The sequence below is a fragment of the Paramagnetospirillum kuznetsovii genome, from assembly GCF_003284725.1.
Taxonomy (GTDB): domain Bacteria; phylum Pseudomonadota; class Alphaproteobacteria; order Rhodospirillales; family Magnetospirillaceae; genus Phaeospirillum; species Phaeospirillum kuznetsovii.
The window spans coordinates 20,932-37,311 of record NZ_PGTO01000014.1 but is presented as its reverse complement, the minus strand read 5'-3'; the positions used below and the strand labels follow the sequence as shown (position 1 = coordinate 37,311).

16 protein-coding genes are annotated in these 16,380 nt (G+C 64.8%); 7 read left to right on the top strand and 9 right to left on the bottom strand.

What is annotated here, in order from left to right:
• Positions 1-197: 197 nt before the first annotated feature.
• Positions 198-1,589 (top strand): DEAD/DEAH box helicase, encoded by a 1,392-nt coding sequence (locus CU669_RS15460; protein WP_112146312.1) that lies wholly within the window; start codon positions 198-200, stop codon positions 1,587-1,589.
• A gap of 34 nt (positions 1,590-1,623) precedes the next feature.
• Here the strand turns inward: CU669_RS15460 and CU669_RS15455 are convergent, their stop codons facing one another.
• Positions 1,624-2,067, bottom strand: coding sequence for an NUDIX hydrolase (locus CU669_RS15455; RefSeq protein WP_112146310.1), 444 nt, complete (start codon positions 2,065-2,067; stop codon positions 1,624-1,626).
• A 221-nt stretch (positions 2,068-2,288) separates the two neighbouring features.
• Between CU669_RS15455 and CU669_RS15450 the strand changes: the two genes are divergently transcribed.
• The 3 genes from CU669_RS15450 to CU669_RS15440 are packed head-to-tail and all read left to right on the top strand — an operon-like array spanning position 2,289 to position 5,928.
• On the top strand, positions 2,289-3,530 hold the full coding sequence (locus CU669_RS15450) for a sensor histidine kinase (protein WP_112146308.1): 1,242 nt from the start codon (positions 2,289-2,291) through the stop codon (positions 3,528-3,530).
• 53 nt (positions 3,531-3,583) lie between these two features.
• Entirely contained in the window at positions 3,584-4,018 is a 435-nt protein-coding gene (locus tag CU669_RS15445; protein WP_112146306.1) for a response regulator, read from the top strand.
• Entirely contained in the window at positions 4,015-5,928 is a 1,914-nt protein-coding gene (locus tag CU669_RS15440; protein WP_239988738.1) for a response regulator, read from the top strand. The genes CU669_RS15445 and CU669_RS15440 overlap by 4 nt, the downstream gene beginning before the upstream one ends.
• Before the next feature lie 76 nt (positions 5,929-6,004).
• Here the strand turns inward: CU669_RS15440 and CU669_RS15435 are convergent, their stop codons facing one another.
• Complete coding sequence (locus CU669_RS15435; RefSeq protein ID WP_112146414.1) at positions 6,005-6,709, bottom strand: response regulator; 705 nt, start codon at positions 6,707-6,709, stop codon at positions 6,005-6,007.
• Between the two features lie 162 nt (positions 6,710-6,871).
• On the opposite strand from CU669_RS15435, the gene CU669_RS15430 reads away from it, so the two are divergent.
• Positions 6,872-7,918 (top strand): sensor histidine kinase, encoded by a 1,047-nt coding sequence (locus CU669_RS15430; RefSeq protein WP_239988737.1) that lies wholly within the window; start codon positions 6,872-6,874, stop codon positions 7,916-7,918.
• A 203-nt stretch (positions 7,919-8,121) separates the two neighbouring features.
• On the opposite strand, the gene CU669_RS15425 is transcribed toward CU669_RS15430, so the two are convergent.
• The 3 genes from CU669_RS15425 to CU669_RS15415 are packed head-to-tail and all read right to left on the bottom strand — an operon-like array spanning position 8,122 to position 9,413.
• Positions 8,122-8,712 (bottom strand): hypothetical protein, encoded by a 591-nt coding sequence (locus tag CU669_RS15425; RefSeq protein WP_146747752.1) that lies wholly within the window; start codon positions 8,710-8,712, stop codon positions 8,122-8,124.
• A gap of 17 nt (positions 8,713-8,729) precedes the next feature.
• Entirely contained in the window at positions 8,730-9,050 is a 321-nt protein-coding gene (locus CU669_RS15420; protein ID WP_112146302.1) for a DUF2794 domain-containing protein, read from the bottom strand.
• 12 nt (positions 9,051-9,062) lie between these two features.
• Positions 9,063-9,413 (bottom strand): hypothetical protein, encoded by a 351-nt coding sequence (locus CU669_RS15415; RefSeq protein ID WP_239988736.1) that lies wholly within the window; start codon positions 9,411-9,413, stop codon positions 9,063-9,065.
• Positions 9,414-9,532: 119 nt separating this feature from the next.
• Between CU669_RS15415 and CU669_RS15410 the strand changes: the two genes are divergently transcribed.
• On the top strand, positions 9,533-10,084 hold the full coding sequence (locus CU669_RS15410; RefSeq protein ID WP_112146298.1) for a thioredoxin family protein: 552 nt from the start codon (positions 9,533-9,535) through the stop codon (positions 10,082-10,084).
• Here CU669_RS15410 and CU669_RS15405 read toward each other — a convergent pair.
• The 4 genes from CU669_RS15405 to CU669_RS15390 all read right to left on the bottom strand — a co-directional run bounded on the left by CU669_RS15405 (position 10,068) and on the right by CU669_RS15390 (position 13,987).
• Complete coding sequence (locus CU669_RS15405) at positions 10,068-10,898, bottom strand: ABC transporter permease (protein WP_112146296.1); 831 nt, start codon at positions 10,896-10,898, stop codon at positions 10,068-10,070. The two genes, CU669_RS15410 and CU669_RS15405, sit on opposite strands and share 17 nt — an antisense overlap.
• Positions 10,895-11,842, bottom strand: a complete 948-nt coding sequence (locus tag CU669_RS15400; protein ID WP_239988735.1) for an ABC transporter permease — start codon at positions 11,840-11,842, stop codon at positions 10,895-10,897. The genes CU669_RS15405 and CU669_RS15400 overlap by 4 nt, the downstream gene beginning before the upstream one ends.
• Positions 11,833-13,482, bottom strand: a complete 1,650-nt coding sequence (locus CU669_RS15395) for a peptide ABC transporter substrate-binding protein (protein ID WP_112146410.1) — start codon at positions 13,480-13,482, stop codon at positions 11,833-11,835. Before CU669_RS15395 ends, CU669_RS15400 begins: the two co-directional genes overlap by 10 nt.
• A gap of 205 nt (positions 13,483-13,687) precedes the next feature.
• A complete protein-coding gene (locus tag CU669_RS15390; RefSeq protein WP_112146407.1) occupies positions 13,688-13,987 on the bottom strand; it encodes a hypothetical protein in 300 nt (99 codons plus the stop codon).
• Between the two features lie 160 nt (positions 13,988-14,147).
• Here CU669_RS15390 and CU669_RS15385 point away from each other — a divergent pair, with 160 nt between their 5' ends.
• Positions 14,148-16,373, top strand: a complete 2,226-nt coding sequence (locus tag CU669_RS15385) for a hypothetical protein (RefSeq protein WP_112146294.1) — start codon at positions 14,148-14,150, stop codon at positions 16,371-16,373.
• Positions 16,374-16,380 lie beyond the last annotated feature (7 nt).

Below are 16,380 nucleotides of genomic sequence, written 5' to 3'. Positions count from 1 at the left end.
ACAGCGCGCACGGCGATGGTGCTCTCCTAGGGGATGCCCCGCCTTCGGTCCCGAGCTCATTTTCCCTTGCCCATAGCCCATGGCCGCGCGTCCAGGGGTTGACCGGAACCCGCACCCTGCGGGTTTCTCCCCGCTGCCGTCCGCTGCCTTCCCGAAGGCTGGCGCGGATGTGACGGCCTGTTGATGAAAGAGACCTTATGACTTTGTTTTCCGAACTCGGCCTCGACGCCCCGCTGCTCAAAGCGCTGGAGGCCGAAGGCTATACTTCTCCGACCCCGATTCAGGAACAGTCCATTCCCCACCTGCTCCAGGGCAAGGACATGCTGGGCCTCGCCCAGACCGGTACCGGCAAGACCGCGTCCTTCGCGCTGCCGATCCTGCAGCGCCTCGACCAGATCAAGCAGCGCGCCATGCCCAAGAGCGCCCGCGTCCTGGTGCTGACCCCGACCCGCGAATTGGCGGTTCAGGTGGGGCAAAGCTTCAAGACCTACGGCTGCCATTATCGCCTGCGCCACGCCCTGGTGTTCGGCGGCGTCGGAATGGTTCCCCAGATCAAGACCATGGCTGGCGGCGTCGATGTGCTGGTGGCCACGCCCGGCCGTCTGCTCGACCTGATGAACCAGGGCGCCATCCGCCTCGACTCGGTCGAGGTGCTGGTGCTCGACGAGGCCGACCGCATGCTCGACATGGGCTTCATCCTGCCCATCCGCAAGATCGTCGCGGCGATCCCGAAGTCGCGCCAGACCGTTCTGTTCTCGGCGACCATGCCCGATAGCATCGTCGGCCTGGCCAACAGCGTCCTGCATCAGCCGGTGCGCGTCGAGGTCACTCCGGTCTCGTCCACCGTGGACAAGATCGACCAGAAGGTGATGTTCGTGGACCGCGAGAACAAGCGGACCCTGCTGACCGAGATGTTCGCGTGCAAGACCGTCGAACGCGCCCTGATCTTCACCCGCACCAAGCACGGCGCCAACCGCGTCGCCGAGATGCTGGAGAAGTCGGGCATTCCGTCCGACGCCATCCATGGCAACAAGTCGCAGGGTGCCCGCCAGAAGGCCCTGGCCGACTTCAAGGACGGCCGCATCCGCGCCTTGGTCGCCACCGACATCGCCGCTCGCGGTATCGATGTGGACGGCATCACCCATGTGATCAATTTTGAACTGCCCAACGAGCCGGAAAGCTATGTCCACCGCATCGGCCGCACCGCGCGCGCCGGTGCCAGCGGCATTGCCCTGTCGCTGTGCGATGCCGACGAGGTGTCGTATCTGCGCTCCATCGAAAAGACCATCCGCCAGGCGGTGCCGGTCGATTACGAGCACGCCTATCACGCGCCGCATATCGCGTCGCGTGGCGCTGGCGGCAAGCCCAAGCCCCAGGGGCGTCCCCAGGCTCATTCCCAGGCTCATCCCCAGGCGGGTCGTCCGCAGCAGGGACGCGGCAACAACCCCCATGGCGAGCATGCCAATGGCGGCAAGCCTGCCCACGGTTCCGGGCGTCCGGCCCAACCGGGTCGCGGTCCCGCCAAGGCGGGCGGCAAGCCCGGCTTCAAGGGCATGCCCGGCGGTGGCCAGCGGGCCGCTCGCGGCTAGCATTTGCCAAAGATGTTGGGAGACGGCCGGCTGTTCAGTCGGCCGTTTTCGTTTGCGCCAGGGCCATGCGGGCCAATCGGCCCACATTGCTGCTGCACGGCAGCAATGGGTCGGCGATATCGGCGAGGCTGAACCATCCCACTTGGGCGGCGTCGTCGGCGGCCACGGCTTCGCCGGATTGCCAGTGGCAGCGCACCACATTAAGAACGAAATGGTAGCGGATTCGGCCATCTTCGTCGGGGGTAATGACCTCGAAGACGTCCATGACCGCCTCCGCCTCGGCGATCAGTCCGGTTTCCTCGTGCAGTTCGCGCAGGGCGGCGGCCAGGACGGTTTCCCCCAACTCCACCAGTCCACCAGGAAAGCCCCATTTTCCCTTGTCCGGCTCCTTCCCCCGCAGGACCATCAAGATCCTGTCGTCGCGCGTCATCAGGGCCAGCACGCCGGGCAGGGGGTGGGACGGGTATTGCCGAGGCACAATAGTCTCCGCGAATGTCGGGTACGCCAAGATAGGAGGGAAGATGCCGCTTGTCACTGGTGTCAGATCCGCCGGAAGTATGGTATCGGTTAACTTGGATCTGGTCCCGAAAGGGAAGGAAGCGGACCATCGAAACACGGCATGAATCTGGACGTTTCGGCGATGACCGACTGCCGCTGAGGGCCTCGCTGTGCGGCGCGCTGCTCGGCCTTGGCGTCGCCATGGCGAGTGTCGTCGGGGACGGCACGTGGTCGGTGGCGCTGGCGGCGGCCTTTGGCTTGTCGATCGGTGGGGCCGCCGGGCTTTTGGCCGGCCGTTGGCATCTGCGCGCGAACGCGGCTGCGAACCAAAGACTTCAGACTTTGCTGACCAAGGCGGAGCGCGTGGCACAGCTGGGAATCGGCGAGCGCGATCTCAAGAGCGGTCAGTCGCACTGGTCAAGCGAGTTCCACGCCATCCTGGGCCTGGTTCCGGGTCAAGTGGCGCCATCGCAGGAGTTGTTCCTGGACACCATTCACCCCGTCGATAGGGCCGCCGTCGAGGCATCCCTTCATCAGGTGAGAACCACGATGCGGCCGGTGGAAAAGAATTTCCGAATCGTCCGTCCAAGCGGCGAAATCCGGATCGTTCACGGCCGCGCTGAAATCAGCAGGGATGCGGCGGGCGTACCGGTTCGTCTTGATGCCATCATCCAGGATGTGACCGAGCGAAAGCGCCTGGAAGACGAACTGGACGGGCTGATCCGTGAATTGTGGCGCTCCAACGAGGAGTTGGAGCAATTCGCCTATGTGGCCTCCCATGATCTTCGCCAGCCGCTGCGGGTGGTGGGCAGCTACGTCTCGCTGATGGAAGAGGAATTGCAGGGCAATCTCAACGGCGATGCCCAGGAATACATGGCCTTCGTGCGTGACGGCGTGCGCCGCATGGACCGGCTGATCAACGACTTGCTCACCTATTCGCGGGTTGGACGCATTGCCACGGATAAACAGGTCTCCATGTGCAGGGCATTGGATGCCGCCATTGCCGACCTGCAGTTCGAGATCGAGGATAGCGGCGGCGCCGTGCGGATTCTCGGCGAACTGCCCTCCGTTCTCGGCGATGAAAGCGAACTGGAACGATTGTTCCAGAACCTGATCGGCAACGCGGTTAAATATCGCAGCCCGGACCGCCCGCCGCTTATCGAAGTGGGGTGCAAGGATCTGGGCGAGGCCTGGAAAGTCGTGGTTACGGACAACGGCATCGGCATTCCTGCGGAACATGCCGAACGGGTCTTTGGGATTTTTCAACGCCTTCATGCCCGCAATGAATTCGACGGGACCGGTGTCGGATTGGCCATCGCCAAGAAAATCGTCGAACGGCACGGCGGAACCATTTGGGTGGAGCCCTCCGACGGCGAAGGGGCATCCCTGTCGTTTACTTGGCCGAAGGTAATAGAGCCTTCCGAGGTTCCGCTTGCGATTTAGAGGGAATTGATACAACCTCGGGGCGGGGGGCTATCGCTTGATCGGGGATTCAATTGGGGGAAAAGGATACGCGCGACGTTCTGCTGATCGAGGATGACAGCGGCGACGCTGGGCTCGTCAAGATCGCGATTCGCCGCTCACATCATTTATGTCGATTGCATCATGTGATGGATGGGCAGGAGGCCATGGCCTTTCTGCGTCGACAGGTCGGCCATGCCGACGCGCCGCGTCCCGATCTGATCTTGCTGGATCTCAATCTTCCCGGCCGCAACGGTCATGAAGTCTTGGAGGAGATAAAGGCAGACAGCCTTTTGCGCATGATTCCGGTGGTGATCCTATCCACCTCCGGGGCGGAGCGCGACATCAAGACGGCCTATATGCTGGGCGCGAATTCCTATGTGTCCAAGCCCATGGATGTGGAGGCGTTCACCGCCGCCATTCATTCCATCCAGGACTTTTGGTTCGGCATCGCGCAGTTGCCCAAGTGACCTCGCCCATCCGAATCCTCCTGCTGGAAGACGACCCCGCCGATGCCCGCTTGGTGGGGCAAATGCTGCGCCGGGTCAAGGCCACGCCGTTCGAGGTCACGGTCACTGGCCGTCTGTCCGAGGCGGTGGCGCGGCTCGCATCCAATCCCGATGGCTTCGACGTGGTCCTGGCCGATCTCGGCCTGCCGGATTCCTCCGGTATCGCGACGCTGGACCGGCTGACCCAGGCGGCGCCCCGGCTGCCGGTGGTGGTGCTGACCGGCAACGACGACGACGCGGTCGCCCTTGATGCCTTGAAGCGCGGCGCCCAGGACTATCTGGTCAAGGGGATCGGCGACGCCTTCATTCTTTCGCGGGTCGTGCGCTACGCCATCGAGCGTAAGCTGGGCGAGGAAGCCCTGCGCGAGGCCCGCGACACCGCCGAGCAGGCGGCGCGGGCAAAGTCGGTTTTCCTCGCCATGATGGGGCACGAGATTCGCACGCCTCTCAACGGCGTTCTCGGCATGGCGCGCCTTCTGCTGGAAACGCCGCTGGATCACCGGCAGCGCTCTTTCACCCAGACACTGGTTTCCTCGGGCGAATTGCTGCTGGGGCTGGTCAACGATATTCTCGACTTCGCCCGGCTCGATGCCGAGGGCCTAAGCCTTGACTACGAGCCATTCGACGTCATCGACGCGGTGGAAGAAGTTCGTATGGTGCTGGCCGCCCGCGCCGCCGAAAAGGGGTTGGCGCTGACATCCAGCTTCGATGCCGACATTCCCCGCACCGTCGAGGGAGATCGGCTGCGGCTTCGCCAAATTTTGTTCAATCTCGTGGGCAATGCCATCAAATTCACCGATAGCGGCAGTGTCGCCATACGGGTGGAACGCCTGGCCCGTGGCGGGCTGCGCTTCGCGGTGTCCGATACCGGCATCGGCATCGACGACGAGGAAAAGCCCAACTTGTTTACCGAGTTCTGGCAGGGCGACAGCGGCGCCGCCCGTCGCTTCGCCGGAACCGGGCTGGGATTGGCCATCTGCCGCCGGTTGGCGGTTCTGATGGATGGCAATATCGACTGCGACAGTCTTCCCGGTCGCGGCAGCACCTTCAGGGTGGACCTGCCGCTAGAGGCCACCGATGCCGCACCCCGGCGCGGTCAGGATGGCCCCGCCTATTCGGCTGGGCCGTGTCGGGTTCTGCTGGTCGACGACAACGAAGTCAACCGAGAGGTCGCCGCCGGACTGCTGGAGCAACGCGGCCATACGGTGATTGCGGCCAATGACGGCTTTCAGGCTGTGGTCGCCGCCCAGGCGGGTGAATTCGATGTGGTCCTGTTGGACATGCGGATGCCGGGAATGGACGGCATCGAGACCGCCAAGGCGATTTTCGCCCTGCCCGGCGCGGCTGGGCAGGTTCCGATTTATCTTCTGACGGCCAATCCCGTTCGCGAGGACGAACACCGCTGGCGCGAGGTGGGAATCAAGGGCTGTCTGCCCAAGCCGTTCCGGGTCGACGACTTCGGCGCGGTCATGGCCCGGCTGAAGGGCGAGGGAGGGGGGCAATGGGGGCGTCGGAGCGAAAGCCCGGTCATATTGCTGTCCGCCGCCGATCTGGGGTCCGACATGGAAGTCTTGGGGCGCGAGCGCATGGTTGGGCTGGCCGATTTGTTCCAGCGGTCCTCTTCGGCCGACCTCGCCGCCATCATCGCCCAATGCGCCGACGGCAACTGGAGCGGAGTGGCGCAATTGGCCCATCGCATGGCGGGGGCCGCCTTCAGTCTTCATCTGGGAGGATTGGCCGCCGCATGCAGGAGCCTGGAGGATTCGGCGCGCCAAGAGCGCCCCGAGACCGTTGAAATGGTCGCGGCCCTGGAGCCCCTATGGCAGGCCTCCATGGCGGCGCTTGCCGAAGCCCTGAAGCCGTTTGAATAGAGATCGATACTCTCCCGCCTGTCGCTTGATGTGACCCGCGAAGGCGGGCGAGACGCCCGCGCTCCAACTGACGCGCTCAGCCGCCGACCAGGCGATAGCCGACGCCGTGCACGGTCAGGATGATGGAGGGATGACGGGAGTCGCCCTCGATCTTGCGGCGAAGGCGACCGACCAGGACGTCGATGGTGCGATCGATCACCGCTTCGCCGTCATGCTGGGTCAGATCCAGCAATTGATCACGGGTCAGGGCGCGGCCGGCATTGCGGGCCAAGGCGGCCAGGACGTCGAATTCACCCCGTGTCAGGCGAACCGCCTCACCAGTCGGCGAGGTCAATTGTCGGGCATCGCAGTCCAGGCGCCAGCCTGCAAACGAGTAGATGCCGGTGGCGGAACGCTCGGCAGCCATGCTGGGGGCCACGCGCCGTTGCAGATTGCGAACCCGCACGGCCAATTCGCGGGGATTGAACGGCTTGGTGATGTAGTCGTCGGCGCCGATTTCCAGGCCGACGATACGGTCGGTCTCGTCCTGGCGGGCCGTCACCAGAATGATGCCGACCGACGATTTGGCGCGCAGCTCGCGGGCGAGAATCAGGCCGCTCTCATCGGGCAGGTTGATGTCGAGAAGCACGACGTCGGGAATGGCCCGCGCCACCGCAGCCTTCATGTCCTTGGCATCGGCGGCCTCGCTGACCTGGAAGCCGTCGGCGGTCAGATAGGCGGCGAGCTTCGCCCTTGTCACGGGCTCGTCTTCCACGATCAGCACATGGGCTTTCGCCGTCACCGCATTCTCCGGTTCAAAGATGTGTTCATAGTCCATTTACAGGGTATTGGCGGGCAATTCAACCGCCGCCGTAATTCCATTGCCATAGCCAGGGTATAAGTGGCCTCGCACCCGGTCGGCCATGTGGCCGATGGGCGAGACGCGGCAGGGACGGTCAGCATTGTGACGAGACGAATTTCCTCGGTTGGGCGCTATGAGGACGGCGGCTTTGCAAGCCTGCTGCCGTTGTTCGGCGCCGTGGCGGTGATGATCGGCTGGGGCGGCGTCTGGTGGAAGACCAATTCGCTGCAAGAACTGTTCACGGAATCGCTGGCGGCGTTTCCCAATATGATCGAAATCGCTCGGACCGGCTTTGTCCTGCTTGTGCTGGCCCTAAGCTGCGGTGTCGTGCTGGCCTTGGCCATCAGCATTCGCGGCCAGCGGCGTCTGGCGGCAGACCTGAGGACACGCGAGGCGGAATTGGCCGAATGCCGTGGTCGGCTGCGCCGTCACGTGGCTGATTTAGAGCGGATCGGCGACATCGCCGCCCACGACCTGCAAGAACCGCTGCGGCGCATGGTCGCGTATGCCCAGTTGTTGGAAGCACAAGGACGCGGGCGCGAGGACGAGGAAGCCAAGCTCTATCTCGCCCATGTGGTCGATGGTGCCCGGCGCATGAAGGCCTTGATCAGCGGTCTGCGCGCCTTCGTGACCGTTGATAGCGCGGCGCGAACCGACGTAGGTGTCTCGGCCACGGAATCCGTGATGGTGGCGCGCAGGCGCCTGTCCGATGTCCTGGCCTTATCGGATGTGGTCTTGGTGGTGGATCCGTTGCCCGATGTGATCGCCGACCAGCCGTCGCTGGTCGAGATATTCGTTCAACTGCTCGACAATGCCGTGCGCTTCCGCGCCGATCAGCGGCGGCCGGTCCTTCATGTTTCGGCGGTTCGTGATCACGGCATGGCGAAATTCACCGTCCGTGACAATGGAATCGGCGTCGAGGCAGGCCGGGTCGCCAAAATGTTCGAGGTATTCTACCGCCCGCATGATGCCGCCATTTCCGCGAACGGTGGGATCGGCATGGGACTGGCGGTGGTGCGCCGTCTGGTCGAACGCATGGGCGGAGAAGTCTGGGTCGAATCGGAGATTGGCCGTGGAAGCCGCTTTGGCTTCTCCCTGCCTCTGGATCGGTCCGGTGAGAACGTGGATCAGGAGGCGAAAGCAGCCTGAGCCTCGTGGCGCGGTCCATTCGCGGTCATCCCCGAACCCCAAGACCGCGGGTGGAATCGAAAGAGGGGAGAACGCCCCCAACGTTCTCCCCTCGGCGCCACATCAGAAGGTTCCTTCGTGGCCATCCCCGAACCCCAGTGCCGCGAAGGGGCTTGGAGAGGGAGCGACCCCCAAACGCTCCCTCTCCTTCTTAATTCCCAAGACTATGGATTGGCTTTCGTCGCCATCGCTTCCTTGGCGACCCGGGTCAGTTCCAACTTCAGCTTGGTCAGGGCGGCATAGAGATCGGCGCGGCTGCGTTCCTGCCGTTCGGCCGAGTCGCGGCTGTCCGGGATGGTGGTCAGGCTCTGCAAGGCGTGCCGGGCGGCCAGACGGATGGGCGCATTGCTCTTGCGGGCCAAGATTGCCAAGGTCGCTATTTCACCCTTTGGGTTGGCTTGGAAGGGGCCGCGCAGATAGAGCTCGACGTTGCGGCCCTCGGCATGGACATGGTCGTAGAGGTCTTGGTCCTGGGCGCATAATTCGTTGATCAGGATCATGGCGAACCAGCCCAGGGTGAATTCGGACAGATTGACCCCGCGCTGCGTCTTTTGCAGGAAGGTGTCGACCTTCTCGATATCGGACAGAATTTCCTGCTGAAACTCCTCGCGCTCGTCATCTTCGACCTCGGACGACGGAGTGCCAGCATCGGCGGCAAGGCGGGCCGTGGCGGAAGGGGGGGGAGCATCGGCGCAGGCCATCAATCCGCCCGCCAGCAGGAATGATCCCATGTACAAGATAAGCGTGCGCGGCATTGATGGCATATATGGGATCACACGGGTCTGGGTTTTTGCTGCACGGCCGTCAGCACGTCCGCGAGAGAATCGGAGCGTGCCAATTCGCGACCACCCGAGCGAACAACCCACGCCTGTTTCCGCGGCTCCTTCGCGATGGTGAACAGGGGGCGCTCCCGAGTGTGCCGAAAGACCGAGAATACGGCCTGATCGGCGCCCAGATCAATGGCGTAGTCCCGCCACTCGCCCGCCGCCACGCGCCCCGCGTACAGCGCCAGCAACAGGCAAAGTTCAGCGCGTTCGAATTGAACGAAGGCGGGTCTCGCACGATAGTCAGCCATGCGGACCAGAGTCGCCATTCCGCGCCCTCGCTAACGGATCGGCGTCGAAGCAGGCACGAATCCGATCAAATGGTCGTTGCCTTCGTTGTAGGGCTGGGAAAAGCAACTGGGCCGCCCCAGCGAGGCGTAGCAATAGACCTGCTGCGGCGGCGCCGGTCGTCCAGGGAAGTCGCGGCAATAATCCTCGCCCCTTTCGGCCCGCGGGGTCGAGCAATCCTTGTCGTAGATCCAGCCGATGATGTGATCGCCCACCGTCTTGTGGGTGTTGATGAGGCTTAGGGCTTCCAACTGGAAGAATGTATAGGGATTGGGGAGTGGCTTGGGCGCCGTCACGATCCCGCCCGAGGACATGAATCCGCAGCCGCAAAGCAGAAGAACCATCGCCAAATTCGCACGCCGCACGATCATTTCTATGATCCTTGACCTCATTTCCACAATATTGTGAGACTCGAGGGCGGTGGAATCAATGGGCATATTCTGCCCAGTCATGGAGGCCAGCGATGGCAGTGGAAACGCCTTTGTGCGATGTGGGTTGGACGGCCCCGGATTTCGTGTTGCCCGGTATCGACGGGCGGTCATGGCGTTTGGCCGATGCGGTCGGGGACAAAGGCCTTCTGGTGGCCTTCATCTGCAATCATTGCCCCTATGTGCAGGCCATCATCGATCGCCTGGTGCGCGATGCCGCCGAGCTGACAGCCATGGGAATCGGCGTCGTGGCCATCAATTCCAATGATGCCGTTCAATATCCCGACGACTCATTCGACGCCATGAAGATGTTCGCCCAGCGGCACGGATTGGCTTTTCCCTATCTTCATGATGAAAGCCAGGATGTGGCGCGGGCCTATGGCGCGGTGTGCACGCCGGACTTTTTCGGCTTCGATTCCGGGCTGGGCCTGCGCTATCGCGGCCGCCTGGATTCCTCGGGTCGTCTGCCCGCCGGTCCCGATGCGCGGCGCGAACTGGTCGACGCCATGCGGCTGGTCGCCGAGACCGGCCAAGGCCCCGAGCGCCAGATCGCCAGCATGGGCTGTTCCATCAAGTGGAAGACTTAGGGTCCAGAGCCTTCTGAAGGCCGTCGCCCACCAGATTGAACGCCAGGACAGCCACCAGGATGGCGGCGCCCGGCCAGACGGCCAGGGCTGGGGCGCTCCACACCACGTCCATGGCGCCGGTCAGCATATTGCCCCAGGACGCCAGCGGCGGCCGGATGCCGAGCCCCAGGAAGGACAGCGCGCTTTCGATCAGGATGATGTTGCCCACCGACAGGGTGGTGGCCACCACCATGGGCGATGCCACATTGGGCAGGATGTGGCGGAGCATGATGCGCGACGGCGTCGCCCCGGCCGCCACCGCCGCCCGCACATAGTCGCGGGATCGCACCGATAGGGTAGAGCCCCGCACCAGCCGCGCCACCGTGGTCCAGCCGACGCAGGCGATGATGACGGCCAGCCGCGCCACCGCGAAGCCTTCCGATCCGGCCATATCGGCATCGATGCCCAGCTTGGCCGGATCGGCGGCGGCCAGAACGATCAACAACGGCAGCAGCGGCAAGGCCATGACGCCGTCGGTCAGGCGCATCAGGGCGGCATCCAAGAAGCCGCCGTGATAACCGGCGACCATGCCGACCAGGGTGCCGATCAGTGCCGCCAGCACGGCGGTGACGGCGGCCACCGTCAGCGACACGCGGCCTCCCTGGAGAAGGCGGGCGGCGAGGTCGCGGCCCAGCTCGTCGGTGCCCAACAGGTGTTCCCACGACGGTTCGGCGAAGCGGGCGCCAAGGTCCAGCGCATCGGGCTCGGGCAGCGCCATGGGGCCGAACAGAACCGTCAGGATCATTAGGGCGAGGATGAAGAGACCGGCTCTCATGGGTGCCTCACCCTGGGATCCAGGCGCCAATAGGCGATGTCGGCCAGGATGGAGCCCCCCAGGGTCATGGCGGTGGCGAGCAAAAGCCCCGACAGCGCCAGATTGAAATCATTGCCCATCACCGCCTCGTAGATCAGGCGGCCCATGCCCGGCCAGGCGAACACCGTCTCGGTGATCAGGGCGCCGGAGAACAGGCCGCCCAGCTCCAAGGCCACGATGGTGGTGATGGGGATCAGGGCGTTGCGCAACTGGTGATGCAGAACCACGCGGCGGGGTGAGCAGCCCTTGGCCCGCGCCGTGCGCATGTAATCGGCGCTGGCCTCGCCGATCATGGCGGCGCGCATGTGCCTGGCGTATTGACCGATACCGGCCAGGGCGAGGGCGGAGACCGGCAAGACGAGATGGGCCAGCCTGCCGCCGCCGCCCGACGTCACCTCGGCCATGCCTCCGGCGGGCAGCCAGGCCAGCTTGACGGCGAAGACCACGATCAGCATCAGTCCCAGCCAGAACACCGGCACCGACACCGATGCCACCGAGATCAGGGTGGTGAAGCGGTCCAGCCAGGATCCGGGCCGCAGACTGGCGGCGATGCCCAGCGGCAAGGCGACGGTAAGGGCGAGACAGAGGCTGGCGGCCATCAGGGTGGCGGTATTGACCAAGGCGGGCGCCATGGCCTCGGCCACCGGGCGGGCATAAAGGCGGGAATAGCCCAATTCGCCCTGGAGGATGCGGCCCAGCCAGCGCAGCCAGCGTTCCGTCCACGGCTTGTCCAACCCGTACAGCGCCTTCAGCCGCACGGCGTCGGCGGCGGACAGGTGGGGGTCTCCGGCGATCATCAGGTCGATGGGATCGCCCGGCATCAGCCCCATCAGGCCGTAAACCACGAAGGACATGACCAGCAGCACCGCCGCCGATTGAATCAGGCGGAAGAGAATTACTCCCACCGCCAGTTCTCCACCCAATACGGCGAAGGATCCTGGTGGCCGGTAGGGACCAGTCCCTTCAACGCCTTGGGCAGGATGAAGGCATCCGCCTTGAAATACAGCGGCAAGGCGGGCAGGTCGGCGGCGTAGAGCGCCTGCAGTTCACGCCACAGGGCCTTGCGCTTGGTGCGGTCCAGCTCGGTTTCGATGGACTCGATCAGCCGGTCCATGGCGGGATTGGCATAGCCGGTATAGTTCTGGCCCGACCAGCTATTCTCCGCCTTGGGGATGGCGTCGGAATGCAGGGTCGAGTGGGGCACGTTCTCGGGCGCCGAATACCACGCGAACATGGCCATATGGGGGAACTTGCGCTTGGTGACCGTTTCGCCGAACAGCACGCGGGGCGGTTCGGTCCGGAGGCGCAGATCGATGCCCAGCTTGCGCCATTGGGCTTGCAGCACCTGGGCCACCAGTTCGCGCGACCGGTTGCCTGCGGTGGTGACCAGTTCCAGCGACAGCTTGTCGCCCTTGGCATTGACCCTTATGCCGCCGGGGCCGCGCTTCCAACCACTTTCGTCCAGCAGGGCGGCGGCCTTGGCGGGGTCGAACTTGTATGGGGCGATGTCGGTGGCATGCACCCAGTCCAGCGGCGGCACCATGGAATGGGCCACCGGCTGGCGGCCGTCGAACAGCTGCTTGGTCAGGCTTTCGCGGTCGAGGCCCAGCAGCAGGGCCTGGCGCAGATTCCGCTCGGCCAGGATGGGGGAGCCCAGATTCAGATCGAGATGCTCATAGGTCAGGCTGGGCTTGGTGACGACGGCGAAGCGGGCGCCGTTGCGCTTCTCGAACGCCAAGGCCTGTTCCAGCGGCAGGCCCAGCTCGCCCGCGATCATGTCGATATCGCCCGACAGCAGATTGGCTTCCAAGGACGCGGTGTTCTCGACGGCCTTGACCACGATGCGCTTGAACGCGGGTTTGCGGCCGCTCCATTGGGCGTTGGGTTCCAACACCACATGACTGCCCTGGACCACCTGGGCGATGCGGTAGGGGCCGTTATACAGGCCCGGATTGGTGGAATCCTGGTCATAGGCGGTGCGGTTGCGGTACTCCGCCGCCGCGCCGTCGAAGCGCGGGCGCTCGATATGGGCGGGCAGCAGCCGCAGATCGTTGATGGCGTTGTAGTCGAAGGTGACGCGGTCGATATGAAGGATGAAGCTGCGGGCGTCCTTGACCGTCACGGTGGAAATGCGGCGGAACAGCTCGGCGCTGGCCACGCCCGATTGGGGGTGACGCCCCACCTGCCAACTGAACACCACGTCCTCGCTGGTGATGGGATGGCCGTCGCCCCATTTGGCATCGGCCCGCAGGGTGTAGGTGACGGCGATTCCCTTCTTGCCGCCGGGCAGTTGCTCGACCTTGGCCTGGCCGTTTTCCAGGGTGGGGACGGTTTCGCACAGCAGGCAGGTCAAATGCCACGACGCGTCATAGGCGGTGATCGGCCGGTGGGCGAAGGCCAGGACATAGGTCTTGGCCAGCATGGATTCGATGGACGGATTCAAGGTGGCGGGGAATTGGGTGATGCCGATCACCAATTCATCCTTGGCCGCCGCCGGGCGGATCAGCACCATGGTCAGGGCCAGGGCGGCGAACAGGCGGCGCATGATGCTCTCCCAAAACTCGAATAGGGACAGCATCAGAGCCCCACCCCCCGCTGTCAAGCAGGGGGTGGGGGATGAATAAAGTCCCTCTCCCTGAGGGAGAGGGTGGCCGAAGGCCGGGTGAGGGGGGAAAGCGTCCGCGAAAACGTCGGTTGTGATGACGCGACTCTCCCTCACCCCGCCCCTCTCCCGCTGGGAAAGGGAGAATTTACTTGGCGGGCGTGGCCGCCTGATCGCGGAATGGGCAGCCCTCGGGCAGCTTGGTGGGGTCGATCTTGCCGTCGGGCCCCAGGGCGGCGGCCATCCGGCCGCGCCCCTGGCCGGGGCCGTATCCCGCCCGCATCATCATGCCGGGGCCGAAATTTCCGTCCTTCTGGGCCTGGATCATCTGCTCGTGACGCCAGCCGGGCGTAAAGCTTTGCGGAGTCGGCGGATCGGCGGCCAAGGCGGCGGTGCCGAAAACGGCGGCGATGGCGAGGCAGGTGAGGATTTTGAAAGTGGTCTTCATGGCGACCTCCTGTCGATCTTCTCGATCCATGACGATATTCAATCACGAGTCCGTAACACCGCGATGTCGGGCGTTCGGCCGGGCGTAACAGAAGGTAACTTCCCTTTTCCCCCACTTCGGGCATCATCGGCTTCGATGATAGCGACAGGGGGGAGCTTCCATGACGACGGAACACGGCGAGGCGGGGCACGAGGCCCATTGGAAGTTCTTCCGGGCGGGCGGCTTCGATCAGGTTCGGCTCGATACCGGCCATGCGGTGGCCTCGCTGGGCAAGCTGGACCAGAAGCTGTGGGCGGCGCTCAGTTGCCCCACCCGTGGCATCGAGATCGATGCCCGCACGCTGGACATCATCGACAGCGACAAGGACGGCCGCGTCCGGGCGGGCGAGGTCATCGCGGCGGTGGATTGGGCCTGCAATCTTTTGAAGACTCCCGACATCTTGCTGCGGCGCGAGGATTCACTGCCGCTGGACGCCATCGACGACGGCAAGGACGAGGGCAAGGCGGTTCTGGCGGCGGCGCGGCGCATTCTGGCCAAAAGCGGCAAGGCGGGCGCCGAAGCCATCACCATGGCCGATGTGGCCGGGGTGGAAGAAGTGTTCGCCGCCAACGACTTCAACGGCGACGGCATCGTTCCGCCCGATATCGTCGATGATCCGGCGGTGCGCTCGGTGATCGAGGACATCATCGCCTGCCTGGGCGGCGAATTGGACCGCAGCGGCCTGGACGGCGTCTCCAAGGACAAGGTGGAGGCCTTCTTCGCCGATGCCGAGGTGTTCAACGCCTGGGCGGCCAAGGCCGAGGCCGATGCGGCGCTGACCCCCCTGGGCGAGGCGACCGAGGACGCGGCGACGGCCCTATCGGCGGTGGTCGCCAAGGTGGAGGATTGGTTCACCCGTTCCGCCCTGGCCGCCTTCGATCCCCGGGCGGTCGGTCCGCTCAACCGTTCGGAAGAAGACTGGGTGGCGGTGTCGCATCGTCTGCTGTCTTCGGCGGAAGAGGGGCTGATCTCCTTCCCGCTGGCCGAGGTGGTGGCGGGAGGCTCGCTGCCGCTGGGGCTGGGCTGCAATCCGGCTTGGGCGGCGGCCATGGAGCTGTTTCGCCTCAAGGTGGTGGTGCCGCTGCTGGGCGAGCGCCAGGCGCTGTCGGCCGAGGACTGGGCCGCCATCAAGGAGCGCTTCGCCGCCTGGACCGCGTGGCGGGCCGAGATGCCCCAAGGGCCGGTGGCCGCTCTCGGCAAGGCGCGCATCGCCGAGGTGACGGAATCGGGGGCGCAGGCCGCCATCCTCGATCTGATCGAAAAGGATCTGGCGCTGGAGGCCGAGGCCAAGGCCATCGCCTCGGTGGATCGGCTATTGCGCTTCTGCCGCGATCTGGTCACCTTGCTGAACAACTTCGTCGCCTTCCGCGACTTCTATACCCGCAAGCACAAGGCGGTGTTCCAGGCGGGAACCCTGTTCCTGGACGGGCGTTCGTGCGAATTGTGCGTCCGGGTCGAAGACCCCGCCAAGCACGCCCCCATCGCAACCCTGAGCCGTATTTACCTGGTCTATTGCGAATGCACCCGGCGCGGCGGCGACGCGGCCGAGAAGATGTTCATCGCCGCCGCCGTCACCGACGGCGATTCCGACCAGCTGATGGTGGGGCGCAACGGTGTGTTCTACGACCGCAAGGGCGGCGACTGGGATGCCAATGTGGTGCGCATCATCGACCATCCCATCAGCATCCGTCAGTCGTTCTGGGCGCCTTACAAGAAGGTCAGCAAGCTGGTGGCGCAGCAGGCGGAGAAATTCGCCGCCGCCAAGGCCGCCGAGACTCCCGCCCCGGTGGCGGTGCTGATTCCGACGCACGCCGCCGCCCCGGCCCCAGCGGCCGTCGTTCCCGCGAAGCCGCCGGTTGCCGCCGCGGCCCATCCTCCGGCCCCGGTTCCACCGCCCCCCTTCGATGCCGGGCGCTTCGCCGGTATCTTCGCCGCCCTGGGTCTGGCGGTGGGCGCCATCGGCACGGCGGTGGCCTCCATGGTGACCGGGTTCCTGTCGCTGCCGTGGTGGCAGATTCCGCTGGCGCTGCTGGGCGTGCTGCTGGCCATTTCAGGGCCGAGCATGCTGATCGCCTCGTTCAAGCTGCATCAGCGCAATCTGGGGCCGATCCTGGACGCCAACGGCTGGGCGGTGAATACCCATGCCCGCATCAATATTCCGTTCGGCACCGCGTTGACCCATCTGGCCAAGCTGCCCGAAGGCGCCGTGCGCTCGCTGAAGGATCCCTATGCGGAAAAGCAGCCGCCCTGGGGCAAGCTCATCACCATGGCCGTATTGGTGGGGGCCGTGGCGCTGCTGTGGAAGTTCGGGGTGATCGCCAAGCTGTGGGGGATGCTCCACCACTAAGCGGCCG